General features: G+C 31.9%; 13 protein-coding genes. All 13 read right to left on the minus strand.

The genetic code is table 11. The features are described from left to right. The 13 genes from AQ1685_RS14165 to AQ1685_RS14225 all read right to left on the minus strand — a co-directional run bounded on the left by AQ1685_RS14165 (nucleotide 1) and on the right by AQ1685_RS14225 (nucleotide 15211). On the minus strand, nucleotides 1–714 hold the full coding sequence (locus AQ1685_RS14165; protein WP_095073217.1) for a sulfite exporter TauE/SafE family protein: 714 nt from the start codon (nucleotides 712–714) through the stop codon (nucleotides 1–3). Beyond that, on the minus strand, nucleotides 711–1811 hold the full coding sequence (locus AQ1685_RS14170; RefSeq protein WP_095073219.1) for a cobalt-precorrin-5B (C(1))-methyltransferase: 1101 nt from the start codon (nucleotides 1809–1811) through the stop codon (nucleotides 711–713). Before AQ1685_RS14170 ends, AQ1685_RS14165 begins: the two co-directional genes overlap by 4 nt. After that, a complete protein-coding gene (locus tag AQ1685_RS14175; RefSeq protein WP_095073221.1) occupies nucleotides 1804–2547 on the minus strand; it encodes a precorrin-6A/cobalt-precorrin-6A reductase in 744 nt (247 codons plus the stop codon). Before AQ1685_RS14175 ends, AQ1685_RS14170 begins: the two co-directional genes overlap by 8 nt. A gap of 6 nt (nucleotides 2548–2553) precedes the next feature. Beyond that, on the minus strand, nucleotides 2554–4404 hold the full coding sequence (gene cobM / locus AQ1685_RS14180; RefSeq protein WP_095073223.1) for a precorrin-4 C(11)-methyltransferase: 1851 nt from the start codon (nucleotides 4402–4404) through the stop codon (nucleotides 2554–2556). A gap of 4 nt (nucleotides 4405–4408) precedes the next feature. Continuing rightward, entirely contained in the window at nucleotides 4409–5599 is a 1191-nt protein-coding gene (gene cbiE / locus AQ1685_RS14185) for a precorrin-6y C5,15-methyltransferase (decarboxylating) subunit CbiE (protein WP_095073224.1), read from the minus strand. Then, the gene (gene bluB, locus AQ1685_RS14190) at nucleotides 5596–6252 is read right to left on the minus strand and encodes a 5,6-dimethylbenzimidazole synthase (protein ID WP_095073225.1); all 657 of its coding nucleotides are present in this window, start codon (nucleotides 6250–6252) and stop codon (nucleotides 5596–5598) included. Before bluB ends, cbiE begins: the two co-directional genes overlap by 4 nt. A 2-nt stretch (nucleotides 6253–6254) precedes the next feature. Next, nucleotides 6255–7622: a precorrin-3B C(17)-methyltransferase gene (gene cobJ, locus AQ1685_RS14195; protein ID WP_095073227.1), complete on the minus strand. Its 1368-nt coding sequence runs from the start codon at nucleotides 7620–7622 to the stop codon at nucleotides 6255–6257. Then, nucleotides 7615–8316, minus strand: a complete 702-nt coding sequence (gene cobI / locus AQ1685_RS14200; RefSeq protein WP_095073228.1) for a precorrin-2 C(20)-methyltransferase — start codon at nucleotides 8314–8316, stop codon at nucleotides 7615–7617. The genes cobJ and cobI overlap by 8 nt, the downstream gene beginning before the upstream one ends. Nucleotides 8317–8319: 3 nt before the next feature. Beyond that, nucleotides 8320–8901 (minus strand): cob(I)yrinic acid a,c-diamide adenosyltransferase, encoded by a 582-nt coding sequence (locus AQ1685_RS14205; protein WP_095073230.1) that lies wholly within the window; start codon nucleotides 8899–8901, stop codon nucleotides 8320–8322. A 3-nt stretch (nucleotides 8902–8904) separates the two neighbouring features. Then, nucleotides 8905–10080, minus strand: a complete 1176-nt coding sequence (gene cobW, locus AQ1685_RS14210) for a cobalamin biosynthesis protein CobW (protein WP_231970197.1) — start codon at nucleotides 10078–10080, stop codon at nucleotides 8905–8907. 90 nt (nucleotides 10081–10170) lie between these two features. Continuing rightward, nucleotides 10171–11196 carry a UDP-glucose 4-epimerase GalE gene (gene galE / locus AQ1685_RS14215; RefSeq protein WP_095073232.1) on the minus strand — a complete coding sequence of 342 codons (1026 nt, stop codon included), beginning with the start codon at nucleotides 11194–11196 and terminating at the stop codon, nucleotides 10171–10173. Nucleotides 11197–11201: 5 nt separating this feature from the next. Next, nucleotides 11202–13604, minus strand: a complete 2403-nt coding sequence (locus AQ1685_RS14220; protein WP_095073234.1) for an alpha-amylase family protein — start codon at nucleotides 13602–13604, stop codon at nucleotides 11202–11204. Between the two features lie 32 nt (nucleotides 13605–13636). Further along, on the minus strand, nucleotides 13637–15211 hold the full coding sequence (locus AQ1685_RS14225; protein ID WP_095073236.1) for an MFS transporter: 1575 nt from the start codon (nucleotides 15209–15211) through the stop codon (nucleotides 13637–13639). Nucleotides 15212–15311 lie beyond the last annotated feature (100 nt).

Raw genomic sequence — 15311 nt, forward strand, 5'->3', positions numbered from 1 at the left:
CTAACCTAATAAAGTTTTATACATCCAAATACCTCCAATTATTATTGATATAATTCCTATTGATGCATTTAACCATTTGAAAATTGACATGTTACGCTCTATAAATCTACTCATTGTAAAAATAAGTACATAACTATAAGCAGCCATAGCAAAAATAACTCCCAAAGATTCTATAACTAAAATCCAAATAGCTTCTGTTATTGTGCTTGCACTAATTACCAAAGCAGATGTTAGTGCTCCACCTGTTCCTGCTAAACCATGTAACATACCAATCCAAAAGGATCTATTTATTGGATTCATTGCTATTTCCTCTCCTGATTTCCCATGCAAGTGAATCATATTATTCGGATCATGTTCGTGTTCTTCAATCTTTTTATGATCCGACATCATATCTTTTAATTTATGATTTCTTCTAATTGCTGTAATTCCTAACCAAATCATAATTGGTCCAACTGCTATTTCAGCAAAATATGAGATGTCTTCGATAAACGATAATAATACCGATCTGAATAACAATGCTATTCCTCCGAAAAGCAATAAAGTAACAGAATGCCCAAAAGCCCATTGTGAAGCTGTAAAAACAGTTTTAAAAGTTACTTTTTTCTTATTGATTGCGTTTTCCGCTGCTAATACTGAAACTGCAGAAACATGATCGGGTTCAAAAGAATGTAAAACTCCTGCAATTAATGGTCGTGTAAAGTTTAAAAAACTCATACTTTTTTATAGGATATAATTTGGTTGTTGTTGTTTATTAAATATAAATTCAATATCACATTTGGTGCTATTTTATAACAATGCTCGTAACATTTTTGAAGTAACATTTGATAAAAAGGTTCTTCTGCATCAAAAGTAAAGATTTCTTGTAACCTACCTGCCATATTTAATGCTAAAACCTTACTTGAAATTTCTTCATTATAACCAGAATCTAATGCTAGTTTGTAAATAAAATTTTTATCCCAAGTTGTTTTGTTACTGTGTGTGTTTGTATGGCCTTTAGCTAACTTAGATGCTTTACCTAGCATGATTCCCATGTTCACAACTTTTATAGCTTTCTCTTTGTGAATTTTCTCAAAAGTTTCTTGAATCCAATTTCCATAATGAATACAAGCTACTTCAGGAAAATCAGGAAAAGTACTTCGAAGTGCTTTTTCGCTTCTTGCTCCAGAATTAATTAGTAATCGAGTTTCATTATTCGCCAAGGCAACATCTATTCCTTGTTGAATACTTGCTATATATGATGCGGCTGAAAACGGAGTTACAATACCAGAAGTTCCTAAAATAGAAATCCCATGTAAAATTCCTAAACGGCTATTTAAAGTTCTCTTCGCTAGCTTTTCTCCGTCTTTTACAGAAATTTCAATAGTGACTCCTTTATCCGTAAGATTATAATCTGATAACATTTTATGACAAACTGTAGTCATCATTTTTCTAGGAACAGGATTAATTGCTGGTTCTCCAACAGCAATTTCTAATCCAGGTAAAGTTACCAAACCAACACCTTCTCCCCTTTTAAAAATAATTTCCTTTGTTGTATTGAATGAAACTGTAGTTGTAATTTCTGCTAAATGTGTAACATCAGGATCGTCACCTGCATCTTTAATGGTTGTGATTGCGCTCTTATCTTCAGAAATGATAGCATCTTTTAAGTAAAATGTTGCAGTTTCTCCTACAGGAAGCATTACTGAAACTTTTTCCTGTTTCTTTTGAGAGATTAAACCTAATAAAGCTCCTTTTACACAAGCTGTAGCACAAGCTCCTGTTGTATATCCTTTACGAAGAGGTTTATCGGGTATTTCTTGTAAATCACTCAATATATACTATAATCTTTTGATGTAATTCTTCAATAGAATTCGTACAAAGATACCTATTTGACAACAAAGGCTTTTTTAAAATAACTATTGGAATTTGAGTTTCTAGTGCGGCTGAAATTTTTTGATCTAGCTTTCCATTAACTCCGCTTTCCTTAGTAAAAATAGCTTTCGGAGCTAACTCTTTGTATAACAAAATCTCTTCTTTTACATGTTGAGGATAACCATATAACAACTGTTCTGATGGAAAATTGGCTTGTTCTGCAATAGCTCGTGAACTATCTCTGTCTAAAATTCGAAACCAAGTTGTATTCGATTTCCAATATGAAGTTAATTTATGTATAGTTTGCACTCCTGAAAGTGCCAATAAAGAATCATATTTTTTCTGTTGAAAAACAGCTATTGCTTCTTCAATAGAGCTTACATAAGTTACCAATTCATGATTGATTCTTTTTGTAAATTCTCGTTCAAATCGAATTATCGGAATTGTTATTTCAATAGCAGCAACAGTTTGGTGTAAAACTTCAGCAAAAGGATGCGAAGCATTAACAATACATTTGACTTTATTTGTAATACAAAATTGTTCTAATTCATGCTTTGTTAATGCTCCGTATATTGGAATTCCTTTACCTTGAAATGATACTTCAGTTTTGGTTGAATAGTAATACGGAATGTGAGTTTCATCTAAAAATGATGCTACTTGCTTACCTTCTGTTGTTCCTCCAAAAACTAGTATCATATTAAATTACTTTACTAATTTTTCCTTTTTTCTAAAGATATGATGCCATTTATCATCATATAACCATGAACGATTTTTTCTTGCACCAACTGCCTCTCCAACAACTATTAAAACTGTTCTTGTTAATTTATTTTCTTTAATGATTTGTGTTAATTCTGTAAGCTTTCCAGTCCACACTTGCTCATCTTTCCAGCTTACTCTATATAGAACAGCTAAAGGAGTTTCTGGTGGATAATGTTCTAGTAATTCTCCTTGAACTTTCTTTGCAATTCCTACACTTAGAAAAATACACATTGTCGCACGTAATTTTGCCATATCAGCAATATTCTCATGCTCTGGAGTTGGTGTATTTCCTTCGCCTCTTGTTAAAATTATAGTTTGCGCTACTTCTGGAATGGTAAATTCTGATTTTAAATATGCTGCTGCTGCTTGGAATGAAGAAATTCCAGGAACGATATAATAATCGTATCCTTTAGCGTCAAAAATTGTCATTTGTTCTTGAACCGCTCCATATATTGAAGGATCTCCTGAATGTAAACGAACAATTTTCTTTCCTTGTGCATAATAATCATCTATAATATCGATTTGCTCTTCTAAAGTCATAGAAGCAGAATTACGAACTAACGCTCCTTCTTTAGCCATATGAGTTAACTCTTCTGGAACTAAACTACCTGCATATAAAATACAATCTGCAACCTCTAAAATAGCACGACCTTTTAAGGTTAATAAATCAGGATCTCCAGAACCAGCTCCAACAATTGCTATACTTGGTTTTCTAGCAAAATCAGAAACTAAACTAATTGCATAGGTGAATTTTTTACCAGAATCAGTATTTACTTTTGTTTTCTCTACCAACCATTCACTTTCATTTGCGATTAACGCTGATGAAGCTTCAGAAACACCATAAACTCCTACTTTTTTCTTTACTACTTCTGATGGATTTGCTACATCGATACTATTGAGTTCATCTCCATTATAGGTAATTAATGGAATGTCTAATTTAGCAACGATGTCTAAATAAGCTTGTTCTTCAGCTTTAATATCAGCAGAACCAATAGCCATTACACTTTCAATTGCCACTTGTTGTTTTTGTAGCTCTTCACATAATATTTTCTCGAATAATTCTGGTTCAATATCCTTTGAACAACCGCTTCCTAATGCAATACATTTAGGATGAAAAGCTAACGTTGGTAAATCTAATTGAATTAACTCATATCCAACATATAGTAAAGCTTCATGTTTTTCTGTAACTACAGCATCTAAACTGTAATAAATAGTCACAAAATCCGGACAGGTTTTTTCTAAAAATTCAGTTCCTTTATCTTTTACTTTTAAAACTAAAGCAATCGGTTTTCTATTAACAAATAGAGAAATAATAACATTTAGTTCGGTATTACATTTCTGAGCCCAACCGTATTGTTCTGCTAACATATCCAAACTCCACAAATCTTGTAAATCGCTAGAGGTAGAAACAACAGAAGTCGCTTGTAAAATTCTACTGATTTGCGCTGTTAGTTCATTCGCTTTACCTATATGTCCGCTTAACACAGACTGTGCAAACTTCCCTTGGTCATCAATATTCACTACAGCAGGATCTGTTTTTTTATCTTCAATTACACTTGCTATACTTCGCACACAAATACCTAAAGCTCCAATAAAAAGCCAAGCATCGTATTTCTGAAATGAAGCTTCCATTAACTCTTTAACAGAATCGATCTGTTTTATATCTTTTGTTTCTTCAACTTCTCTTGTTGTAAAAACTTTACTTCTGTAAAACTCATTTTGCAATGTTTTAGCAATTTCTAATCCGTTATCTGTAAAACTGATTATTGCTACTTTTAAAACTTGTTCTGCCATATTCTTATTTCCCTTCTATTTTCACTGCTTTCAATAAGCAGATAGGATTATGTAAATCTAAGGTTAAATTTATCTCTTCTGTTAATTTCCAACCTAAGTTTTTACAGCTTTCTATAAATGATAGTCTACTAGTTTCTTTTACTGTATTCATCACAATAATAGCATTGGAAGTTATCACTTTATTTACTTTCATGAGTAACTCTTCTAATCTACCTCCATGCCCACCTATAAAAACTGTATCTGGTTGATTATATGTTTCTATATCTTCTTCAAAAAAATCACCTATAATTTCTTGAATTCCTGGAACTCCAAATGTTTTTTGATTCTGATATAGTATTTCTTCGCATTCTTCTCTTTTTTCAAAAGCTACAACTTCTAAATTAGGATTCTTCAATTTTGCTTCAATTGCAATTGATCCCGTACAGAATCCGATATCCCAAAATACTTTTGCATTTAATATTTCTAGTAGATGTAAGGTAGTTAAACGAATTGGCATTTTAGTAATCATTTTGGGTCTACCAGGTAATCCTTTAAAATTTCCATCTTGAATTCCAAAATGTTGTTTTCTTTTCTCTATTCTGTGTAATAAAACACAGTTGAGTTTATGATATTCGTAACCTAAAGCTTCTGATAATGTTAAGGTTTGAACTTTTTCATGTTCACCTTCTAAATCTTCTCCGATACTTATTTTATAATTTGTAAATCCATATTGAAGTAATCTTTCCGCAATTGCTTTCGGATTTTTATCCGCATCCGTTAATACACCAATTAAACTTTTTTGTTGTATTAATGCTGCATCTAATGCTTTCCATGTTCTACCGTGAACACTAACTGCTATTAACTCATTACTGTTGGTATTTGTTTTATTGGCTAGCAATTGAATTGAACTAAAGTAAGGCTCAGTATGGATTACAGCATTTGGATATTTATTCTGAAGTGTGTTTGAAAAACCATAAAATAACGGATTTCCTGAAGCAAAAATGACAACATTGGTTTGTGCATTTTCATACTGATGAAATACTGTTGACATCGGACTTTTAATGTAAATCCATTGGTAGTCTTTGGGAAGTACATCTTTAACCAATTCTAAATGGCGTTTACCTCCACTAAAAACTGTCGTATTTCTAATTAACTCGTTTTGTTCATTAGAAAAAACAGGTTTCGAATTCCCTATGCCAATTACATGAAATATCATTTATATTTTTCTTGAATTACAACTTCATGCTGAAGTTTTTTATAATCCCACTTTTTAATTTCTAATTCAGGTTTATTATAGAACTTATCTGTATAACCGAAACACAAATATCCAATTAATTGATTTTCTTTAGGAGCATTTAAAATACCTTTCACCTTTTCAGGATCTAAAATACTTACCCAACCCATGCCAATGTTTAGGGATCTTGCCATTAACCACATATTTTGGATCGCACAAACTACGCTGTATTTCCCCATATTAGGCATACTTGTTTGTCCTAATACAGGTTCTTTTTTAGGCTTGTAAAACACCGCAATATTCAATGGAGACTCGGTAATTCCTTCTAACTTTAATCGAATATATTTTTGTCGCTTTTCATCTGAAAACTGAGCTATTGCTTTTTCATTTTCTTCTTGAAATGAACCACGTATCGCTTCTTTAGTTTTTTCATCATAAATAATAACAAATTCCCAAGGTTGTGAAAATCCGACTGATGGTGCCGCTAAAGCTGCTTGCAATATCCTATCCACATCCTCTTCTACAACAGGATCTTTCTTAAAATGATTTCCTCTTACATCTCTACGATGCAATAAGATTTCTTCTAGAATCTGTTGCTCTTCTTCATTAAAAAAACGTTGTATTTCGTTTTCCATCTTTAGGATAATTCTAATTTAGAAACTTCATCTAAAGTAAAAGCTGCATTTACAATAGCTGCTGCAAAATTGCTACCACCACGTCGCTCTGTAATTAGCGCAAACGAAGTCTCTTTTTGCATTTTTAAACGTTCTTTAGATTCTATCACATTTATAAATCCTACTGGCGCTCCAACAATTCCTATTGGTTGTATTATTCCTTCATGTACTTGATCTACAATTTCAATTAAGGCTGTTGGTGCATTTCCTATGACAAATAATGCATTTGGATATTTTTCCGCAGCACGTTTTATTCCAGCTTGGGATCTAGTTAATCCTTCTTCTGCTGCTAACTTTAGTGTTTCTTCATCGTTTAATAAACAAACAACTTCATTGTTATATTTTCCTGTAAAAGCTCTTGTAATTCCTGCTTTTACCATAGTTACATCTGTTACAATTACTCCACCATTCTTTAAATAATCATTCCATTTTTCAATAGCTCCTTTAGAGGTTTCTATATAGTTGATATAATCGAAATCTCCCGAAGTATGAATACAACGAATTGCTGCCCATAAATGATCTTTATCTAGATTATTCTCTGGTAAATTTTCTACAATTTCTCTAAAACTTGCATCCTGAATTTCTTGTCCGGTTTCAGGTTTTCTATTTAAATATCCTCTTGGCGTAATTAAATGATCTCTATATCTAAATGTTTGACTATTCCCTATCAAAACAACACTAAACATATCTACGTCTTCTACGTTTAATTCACCTAAGGTTGTGATTTGAATGTTTTCTTCAGTTCTTCCTAATTGCTTACAAATGGCAACTGGAGTTGAAGCTTCTCTATGCTCTAAATAAATATTCTTTAAAGCTTGTAATTGCCAATATCTCTTCTTACTCCTTGGGTTATATAAACCTGTAACAAAATCTCCTTGAGCTGCTGCTTTTATTCTCTTTTCAATAGTTGTCCAAGGTGTCATTAAATCAGACAGAGAAATACAACAAAAATCATGACCTAAAATTGCTCCTAGTTTACTTCCAGCCGTTATAAACGCTGAAATACCCGGAACAGTTTCAACTGGAATTTCTAATTGTTGTTCTGCAACTTTCTGATATACTATAGAAGCCATTGCATAAATACTAGCATCTCCAGAACCAATAACGATAACATTTTCTCCTTTCTGAGCATGTTCAATTGCTATTTCTGCTCTTTTTTCTTCTTCACTCAACTCTTTTCCAATACAAACCGCATTTGGGTCTATTAAATGTTGAATGAATTGAAAATAGTAATGATACCCAATAATTACTGTTGCTTTTGTAATTGCTTCTGCAGCCATAGGAATCATATATTGTTGATGTCCTGGACCTATTCCAACAACTTTAATCATCTGTTTTGTTGTTTTTTATAATTAAAAGAGAGAAATACGGTATTTCTCTCTCTGAAATTTCTTGTAAGTTCGTAGTAATATATTCTTGAGGTGTTCCTAAACGTTCACAATAGTAAAATTGCCATGATTGTGCTTTCAATTGGTCATAAAAAAGTTTCCAACTTGTTTTTACTTTCATTAATACCAAAGTGTCTACACTATTAAAATATGTTGTGATTTCTTCAATAGTTTTTACTCTTGGCACTATGGCAATTTTATCGTTTAAAAGACTTAATGGTATTTGATGCTTTGCTGCTCCTAAACTAAATGAATTAATTCCTGGTATTAACGAAATAGGCACATTTAACTCTTGCAAATGTTCCATGATGTAAGTGAAAGAAGCATATAAACTTAAATCTCCTTCACAAACAATAGCTACTTTCTTTCCTTTAGCAGCTAATTTCTGAATTTCAAAAGCTGTAGTTTCATAAACTCTTTTTGATTGTGATCTATTATCAGACATTTCTAAATAGAACCCTCTAAGATCTTTATCTTTTAAGTTATGATATTCTAGTAACGGATAAACGAAACTCTTTTGTACACCTTTAAATGTTGAACCTGGATAAAATATAACATCACTTTCTTGTAAAATACGTAATGCTTTTATGGTTAACAATTCAGGATCACCTGGGCCCAAAGCCACTCCATATACCATAGGTTATTTTTTCTTCTTTCGTTTGTAAAGAAATAATTGCCATTTTTCTTCAGCCACACCTTCTTTATCCATTTCTGCTCTAGACATTGTGAAAAATAAATCAGATAATCTATTTACGTATGCCATTATATATTCTTCTACGCTATCTGGATCTTCTTGCATTAAAGTAACCAAAGTACGTTCTCCTCTACGGATTTGAGTTCTACACACATGACATAAAGCAGAAATTTCATTTCCTCCTGGTAAAATAAAATAATCTGAAGGTGAACTAATACCTGCTTCTAAAGCATCTAACCATTCTTCACAGAAATCTGCACCATCAATTGGTTTTGGATTAGGATTTTCTTTTTTAGAATCTGATGGACGGGCTAAATGTGACATCATATCCATCATGTCTTTTTGAATACGATGTAAATTAGTTTGCCATTCGTGTTCTGGACCTAATTTTGCTCTTAATAAACCGATAGTAGAATTCACCTCATCTAAAGTTCCAATGCATTCAATTCTTGCTGAATTTTTATACGTACGTTTTCCACCAAAAACTCCAGTTTTTCCTGCATCTCCTTTTCTAGTATATATCTTCATTTATTAAGCTGTTACAGTTAATTTATTTTCGATTGCTTTCTCTAAATCGCTTTCAACTAATTGTTCTCCAATAATTACTAAACGAGTTCCTCTAGTCTCTCCATCTTTCCACTTTCTATCAAAATAGTTTTCAAACCTGCTTGCCACACCTTGAACAATCATACGCATTGGTTTGTTTGGTACATCTATAAATCCTTTAATTCTATAGATTTCAAACTCTGCAACAAGCTCTTCTAAGGCTTTTATTAATTGTTTTGGAGTATGTGGTGCTTTCACAGATAATACTAATGAATTAATTGTATCGTCATGATCGTGATCATGGTGGTGATGGTCATGATCGTGGTCATGGTGATGGTGATGTCCGTGGTGATCATGATCATGGTCGTGATGATGATGGTGATGCGCTTCGTGATGTGAATGTTTTTCTTCAATGAAATCTTCAGATTTCGCATCTAAACCTAATAAAACATCAACAGGAATATCTCCTTTTACACCAGAAATAATCTTAATTTGATTTCCGATTTTATTCTGAATAATATCTCTTACTTCATTGAACTTTTCTCCATCTATTAAATCTGACTTTGTCATAATTACTAAATCTGCGCATGATAATTGATCTTCAAATAATTCTTCAATTGAAGACTCGTGATCTAAACTATCATCTGCCAAACGTTGTTCTTGAACTTTTACTCTATCGCAAATTTCTCCCGTAGCTTGCCCAACACTATCTACAACAGTTACCACTGCATCTACGGTAATTTGAGGTTTTAAATCTGGCCAATTAAATGCTCTTACTAATGGTTTTGGTAAAGCCAATCCAGAAGTTTCTATGATAATATGATCAATTTGATCTTTACGCTCCATTAATTGTAGCATCGTTGGTAAAAATTCTTCTTGTACAGTACAACAAAGACAACCATTACTTAATTCTAAAATATTTTCTTCTTCACATCCACAATCGTTTCCTTTTAGAATTTCTCCATCCATTCCTAATTCACCGAATTCATTTACGATTATAGCCAAACGTCTACCATTCGCATTTTTTGCTATTTGATGAATTAATGTTGTTTTACCCGATCCTAGAAAACCGGTTATTATAGTTACTGGTATTTTATTTGTAAGCATGGTGTTTTCAGATTTATTTGAATCAAAAATAAGAGTTTTATATTTCTTTAGCATAATTAATTTACAAGCAATAACAGAAAAAAGCCTTACTGGATTTAGTAAGGCTTTCTATGATTTATTTTTAAAATAAAATATTTTGATTTGCTATTTTAGTGTATCTACTGTTTGCTTCTTCTGCCATTCATAAGCCGATTTTAAAGCTTCATTTAATGTTTTTTCTGTTTTCCAACCCAACTCTCTATTTGCTATAGTTGTGTCTGCAAATGCAGCCGTAACATCTCCTTCTCTTCTTGCTACGATTTTGTAATTCAGTTTTAAATCATTAGTTTGCTCAAATGCGTTGATAATTTCAATTACAGAATTTCCTTTTCCTGTACCTATATTGAAATACTCAAAATTTTCTTTGTTCTTTTTTTCCATCAATCTTTGCAGTGCAGCAACATGAGCCTTTGCCAAATCAACCACATGAATATAATCTCGAATTGGTGTTCCGTCAGGTGTATCATAATCGTCACCATAAACAGATAATTGTTCTCTAATTCCTAAAGCTGTTTGAGTAATATAAGGTACTAAGTTTTGAGGAACTCCTAATGGTAATTCTCCTATTTTTAAACTATCGTGCGCACCTATCGGATTAAAATAACGTAAAGCTATTGCATTTAAACCATTTGCTTTACAGGTATCTCTTATAATCTCTTCACCAATCTGTTTCGTATTTCCGTAAGGAGATTCTGCTGGTTTGATTGGTGCATTTTCAGTAATGGGTAATTCATCTGCTTGACCATATACTGTACACGAAGAACTAAAGATAAAATGATCTATATTTCTATCTCTCATTTCTTGAAGAAGATATACCAAGGCTCCGATATTGTTTTCGTAATAATCTAAAGGTTTTTGTACACTTTCTCCAACCGCTTTAAACGCAGCAAAATGAATAATCCCATCAACATTTACCTTATTAAAAAAGTTTTTCACCTCTTCTTTAACTCGTAAATCTATTTGGTGATATTCTGGCGTTGTACCAGTTATTCTTCCAATATTGTTTAACACTTCTACACTAGAATTTGATAAATCATCTATAATAACAACATCAAAACCTGCATTTTGAAGCTCTACAACTGTATGTGAACCAATGAATCCTAATCCACCAGTAATTAAAATTTTCTTCATTTAAATTATTTTGATGATTTAGAAATTTCTAAGAGTAAAACTCCTTTAGACTTCAATTTAAAGTTACTCCCTATTTCCAATCCATTCATCATATTTTTTACCTCAATATTTTCTTCGCCATCTAAACTAACTGTTAAATCAGCTGTATTTTTTCCTAAATTTACTATTGTTATTACATAACCATCTTCATTTTCTTTTTTAACTACTTTCCAAACACTACCTTTCCAATCAGTTCCGTTAGTTTCTTTTACAAATACTTTTCTATCTGTTTTAACTTCTGAAATAGCTAAATCTTTAAACTCATTCAAGCTTGTATTGTCAGCATAAATCAATTTTCCTTTACTAGCTGATAACTTTGTAGCACGTGTTTGTCCGTATTCATTTTTAGTCAAGCTTTCTTTTGAATCAACCAAAATAACTCCTCCATTATCAAGGTAACTTTGTAAAGATTTAAATTCATTATCGGTAACATATTGCGTTTTATATACTACAATAACATCCCAGTTTTTATGATCTTGTTTATTAATAATTTTCTCTGTTGCAAAACCGATATTAAATCCTTCGAAATACAATGATTCGTATAATTTCGATTGCTCAGTCATATGATGATTTTTATTAATCGCTGAGGTTTCTGAATGAAAAATTCTCAATGGTCTTCTTTGATCTCTTAAAGCTAAAATTTCTTCAGAAAAACTATTTAAATCATACATCACTTGAGAAACTTCGTTCACTACATGTGGTTGCATATTTGCTGAACCTGCATATGAACCTGCTAAAGCCGGATCGAAGAAATTTAATTCACCTTCAAGTCTATCTTCTGGAGAACCATCGGCATCTCTAGCCCAAAACCAAGACATACTTGCATCCATTCCATGTAAAGTTGCCAACCAAAAACTACTTCTAACATAATCGATATCTGTATCTAATTCTCTAAACCCAGAAGTTGACAAGAAATGTCCTTCTGAATTAATATGCAGTTTATTTGGTGAAACTGATTCTTGAAAATCGTAAGAATGTGCTAATTCATTCCAATAAAAAGCGTACTTCTTTTCCCATTTTTCTGGTTGTTTGGCTCTGAAATTTCTCCCTCCTGTAATTTTCGCATCATCACCAATCATCGAAGTTAATTCTGTTAATGCTTCATAATCGATTCCGTGGGAACGGTGATCGCCAATGAACATTTTTGCCATAATTTTAATATGGGTATCTGCATCTGGATTTACACTACGTAATTCATTCTGTAAAAAAGTAAACCATTCAATACCTCTATCCATGTTATAACGACACCAATCGTACCATAATGCCGTACCACGTTGAGCTGGATCCATAGGAATATCAATAGTAATTTCATTAAAACTTTTAAAACTACTATTCCAATTTTTGTTGAACTCTTTTAAATTACCATCATATTTTTTTTCTAACCAAACTCTAAATTTATTTAATGTATATGATGAAATTGAATTCATCTCTAAATACTTTTGAGTCCAATGTCCTTTTTCAGAAAACCAATGTGGTTCGTTAGATAAAATATAACCTAAATCGGTAACTTTTTTCCCTTTTGTTACTTCTCCTGTTTTTTTGATTACTTTACTCCAAACCTCTCTTAGCAAAGGATTGTCGACATCAAAACCTGTGAATAATGATCTTCCTTTTTCTATTTCAGGTTCTTGCTTTTTCATCCAATCAGGAACGCCCATATTCCAAAGCAACAAAAAACCAATGTTTGTATCTGGAACTTCTGTGATGTAACTCAATAAAGTTTCATCAAAAGTTCCGTCTTCATTTAGCATGTATGGATTACTTGGACGATCTTTATTTACATCATATAAATGACTTCCTGTGTGATAAATTGCACCTAAATGATCGTTATAAATATTTTTATCAGTTAAAGGAGCTCCTACAGTTTTAGAAAAATAATCATGAAGAAAAACAGGTCTTCCATTATTTATCAATTTATTTTTTTCTACTGTAATATTATCCCAAGCGACTTTTTGTGCTGGTTTTCTGGTTACCTTTCCATTTAAAATATTTTCTAAATCCTCAATTCCTTTATCAAGAATCTGAATCACTTTTTTCCTTTCAAAGTCTGGTAAATCTTTCGCTAAAGTTTCTTTCTCTGCCTCATATTTTTGATAGTATCCGAATAGTTTTTCAACTGCATCATAATTTTCTTGATCCCAATTTGCAAACTTTAAAAATTCTTTAGAAAACCATAAAACAGTTTCTTCTCTAGCTACATCTATTGATTTTTTCCTAGCATCATCAGTTAGTTTTTCTAATGTTTTAATTTTCTCTAAAGCTTCACTTTCTAACTTATTTTTAGCTGTTGTTTTACAACCAAAACATAAAATTGTGAAAGCTACTAAACTTAAAACCTTTAGTAGTTTTATTTGGTTTATTAATCTCATTATAACTTGTGTTTGTTTTTACATCATCTGAACTAAGCTTTTTCAGACTTCTTCATCAATTTTTGAATTTCTTCGATAGTTAAATTCTTTGTTTCTGGTAAGAATTTATAAAGTATTAAAAGTCCGACCAAAACGATACTTGCATAGAAAATAAAAATCGTATTTGCTCCCATATTTTGCAATTGCCAAGGGAAAAAGAACTGTACAACTGCACTTACTGTGCTTGATATTAAAGCAAATAAAGGAATTGCAACTCCTCTTAAAGAAATAGGAAATATTTCTGATAATAATACCCACATTATTGGTCCGATTGAGAAGTTAAATGCAGCCACAAAACTTAGTATTCCTAATAGAATAAGTAAAGCATTAATATTTGTAGCTTCTTTTAATAATGCTCCGGAATTATCTCTTGCAGAAGTTTCTCCTAATACTTCTTTTATGGCTTCTTTAAACTCAGTATCACTATTATATTCTTTTCCAACTAATACGGAAAGTTTATCGACATCTGGAATATCTTTCATTTTACTGATAGCTTCATTTGTAACTTTATAAGTAGCCTGATTGAATCCGAATGCGCAAATTCCTAAACTTAGGATAATCCATATTAATCCGCCAACAACTAGTGGTCTCCTTCCTATTTTATCAATTAATGAAAGCGATAAAATAGTTGCTAACAAGCCAATAACTCCCAACCAAATTGCACTGGCAAAAGCTCCATCAGTACCTAAACCAAGCTGTTCAAACATTGTAGAAGCATAAGTCATAATCGCATTGATTCCTGTTGATTGTTGAACGATAGCTAAGGTTAATGCTACGATACAAACAACTTTCATTGGTCCGCTAAAAATTTCTTTTAATTGTGAAGTAGTTGATTTATTGTTATCTGCATTAGATACACTTTCTTTCATTTCCTGAATATGAGCTTCTATTTCATTTTCAGGATATACTTTCGCTAACGAATTCCTAGCTTCTTCTTCTCTATTCTTATAAATTAACCAAGCCGGACTTTTAGGGATTATAAATAAAAAGAAGAACCATAACACAGCAGGTAAAATTTCAATTCCTAACATCCAACGCCAACCAGTTTCATTTAGATTTATAGTAGTTACCCAACTTGCATCTGTTCCCATTTGCTGTAGAATCCAGTAATTGATAAAGTAAGCTGCTGAAAATCCAATTCCAATATTGATTTGTAACATTGAAACTAACTTCCCTCTTTGCTCTGGTGGAGCTATTTCTCCAACATACATAGAAGCTAACGTAATAGAACTAAAAGCTAATCCACCTAAAAAACGTGCTAAAAATAATGTGGTGAATGATGTTGCTAAAGCCGATCCTATTGCAGAAATTATATACAATAGAGCTATTGTTTTTAATGTAGTTTTTCTACCGTATGCGTTACTAGACCAAGCAGCTAATGGCAATGCAATTAAAACGCCTAAACCTGGACCAAAACCTATGGCACCAACTTCCCATTCGTTTAAATTAAATTCAGCAGTAATAAATTTAAATCCTCCTGAAATTAACGCTGCATCTAATCCGAATACAAAGCCACCTAAAGCAACGATTGTTGCATATATAAACACATTTCTTTTATACGATTTCATAAATCATTTTAAATAAATTTTAGTTTAAGACCATTTCTGCTGTCTTAAAAACAATAGCAGTCTTACATTATAAATTAACTTACTAATACTTCTATAAAAT

The organism is Tenacibaculum jejuense (assembly GCF_900198195.1).
GTDB lineage: Bacteria > Bacteroidota > Bacteroidia > Flavobacteriales > Flavobacteriaceae > Polaribacter > Polaribacter jejuensis.

Bases quoted from the DNA above. Each gene is read 5' to 3' on its own strand.
- AQ1685_RS14165 (WP_095073217.1), bottom strand. From the start codon at position 714: ATGAGTTTTTTAAACTTTACACGACCATTAATTGCAGGAGTTTTACAT.
- AQ1685_RS14175 (WP_095073221.1), bottom strand. From the start codon at position 2,547: ATGATACTAGTTTTTGGAGGAACAACAGAAGGTAAGCAAGTAGCATCA.
- cobM (WP_095073223.1), bottom strand. From the start codon at position 4,404: ATGGCAGAACAAGTTTTAAAAGTAGCAATAATCAGTTTTACAGATAAC.
- cbiE (WP_095073224.1), bottom strand. From the start codon at position 5,599: ATGATATTTCATGTAATTGGCATAGGGAATTCGAAACCTGTTTTTTCT.
- bluB (WP_095073225.1), bottom strand. From the start codon at position 6,252: ATGGAAAACGAAATACAACGTTTTTTTAATGAAGAAGAGCAACAGATT.
- cobJ (WP_095073227.1), bottom strand. From the start codon at position 7,622: ATGATTAAAGTTGTTGGAATAGGTCCAGGACATCAACAATATATGATT.
- cobI (WP_095073228.1), bottom strand. From the start codon at position 8,316: ATGGTATATGGAGTGGCTTTGGGCCCAGGTGATCCTGAATTGTTAACC.
- AQ1685_RS14205 (WP_095073230.1), bottom strand. From the start codon at position 8,901: ATGAAGATATATACTAGAAAAGGAGATGCAGGAAAAACTGGAGTTTTT.
- cobW (WP_231970197.1), bottom strand. From the start codon at position 10,080: ATGCTAAAGAAATATAAAACTCTTATTTTTGATTCAAATAAATCTGAA.
- galE (WP_095073232.1), bottom strand. From the start codon at position 11,196: ATGAAGAAAATTTTAATTACTGGTGGATTAGGATTCATTGGTTCACAT.
- AQ1685_RS14220 (WP_095073234.1), bottom strand. From the start codon at position 13,604: ATGAGATTAATAAACCAAATAAAACTACTAAAGGTTTTAAGTTTAGTA.
- AQ1685_RS14225 (WP_095073236.1), bottom strand. From the start codon at position 15,211: ATGAAATCGTATAAAAGAAATGTGTTTATATATGCAACAATCGTTGCT.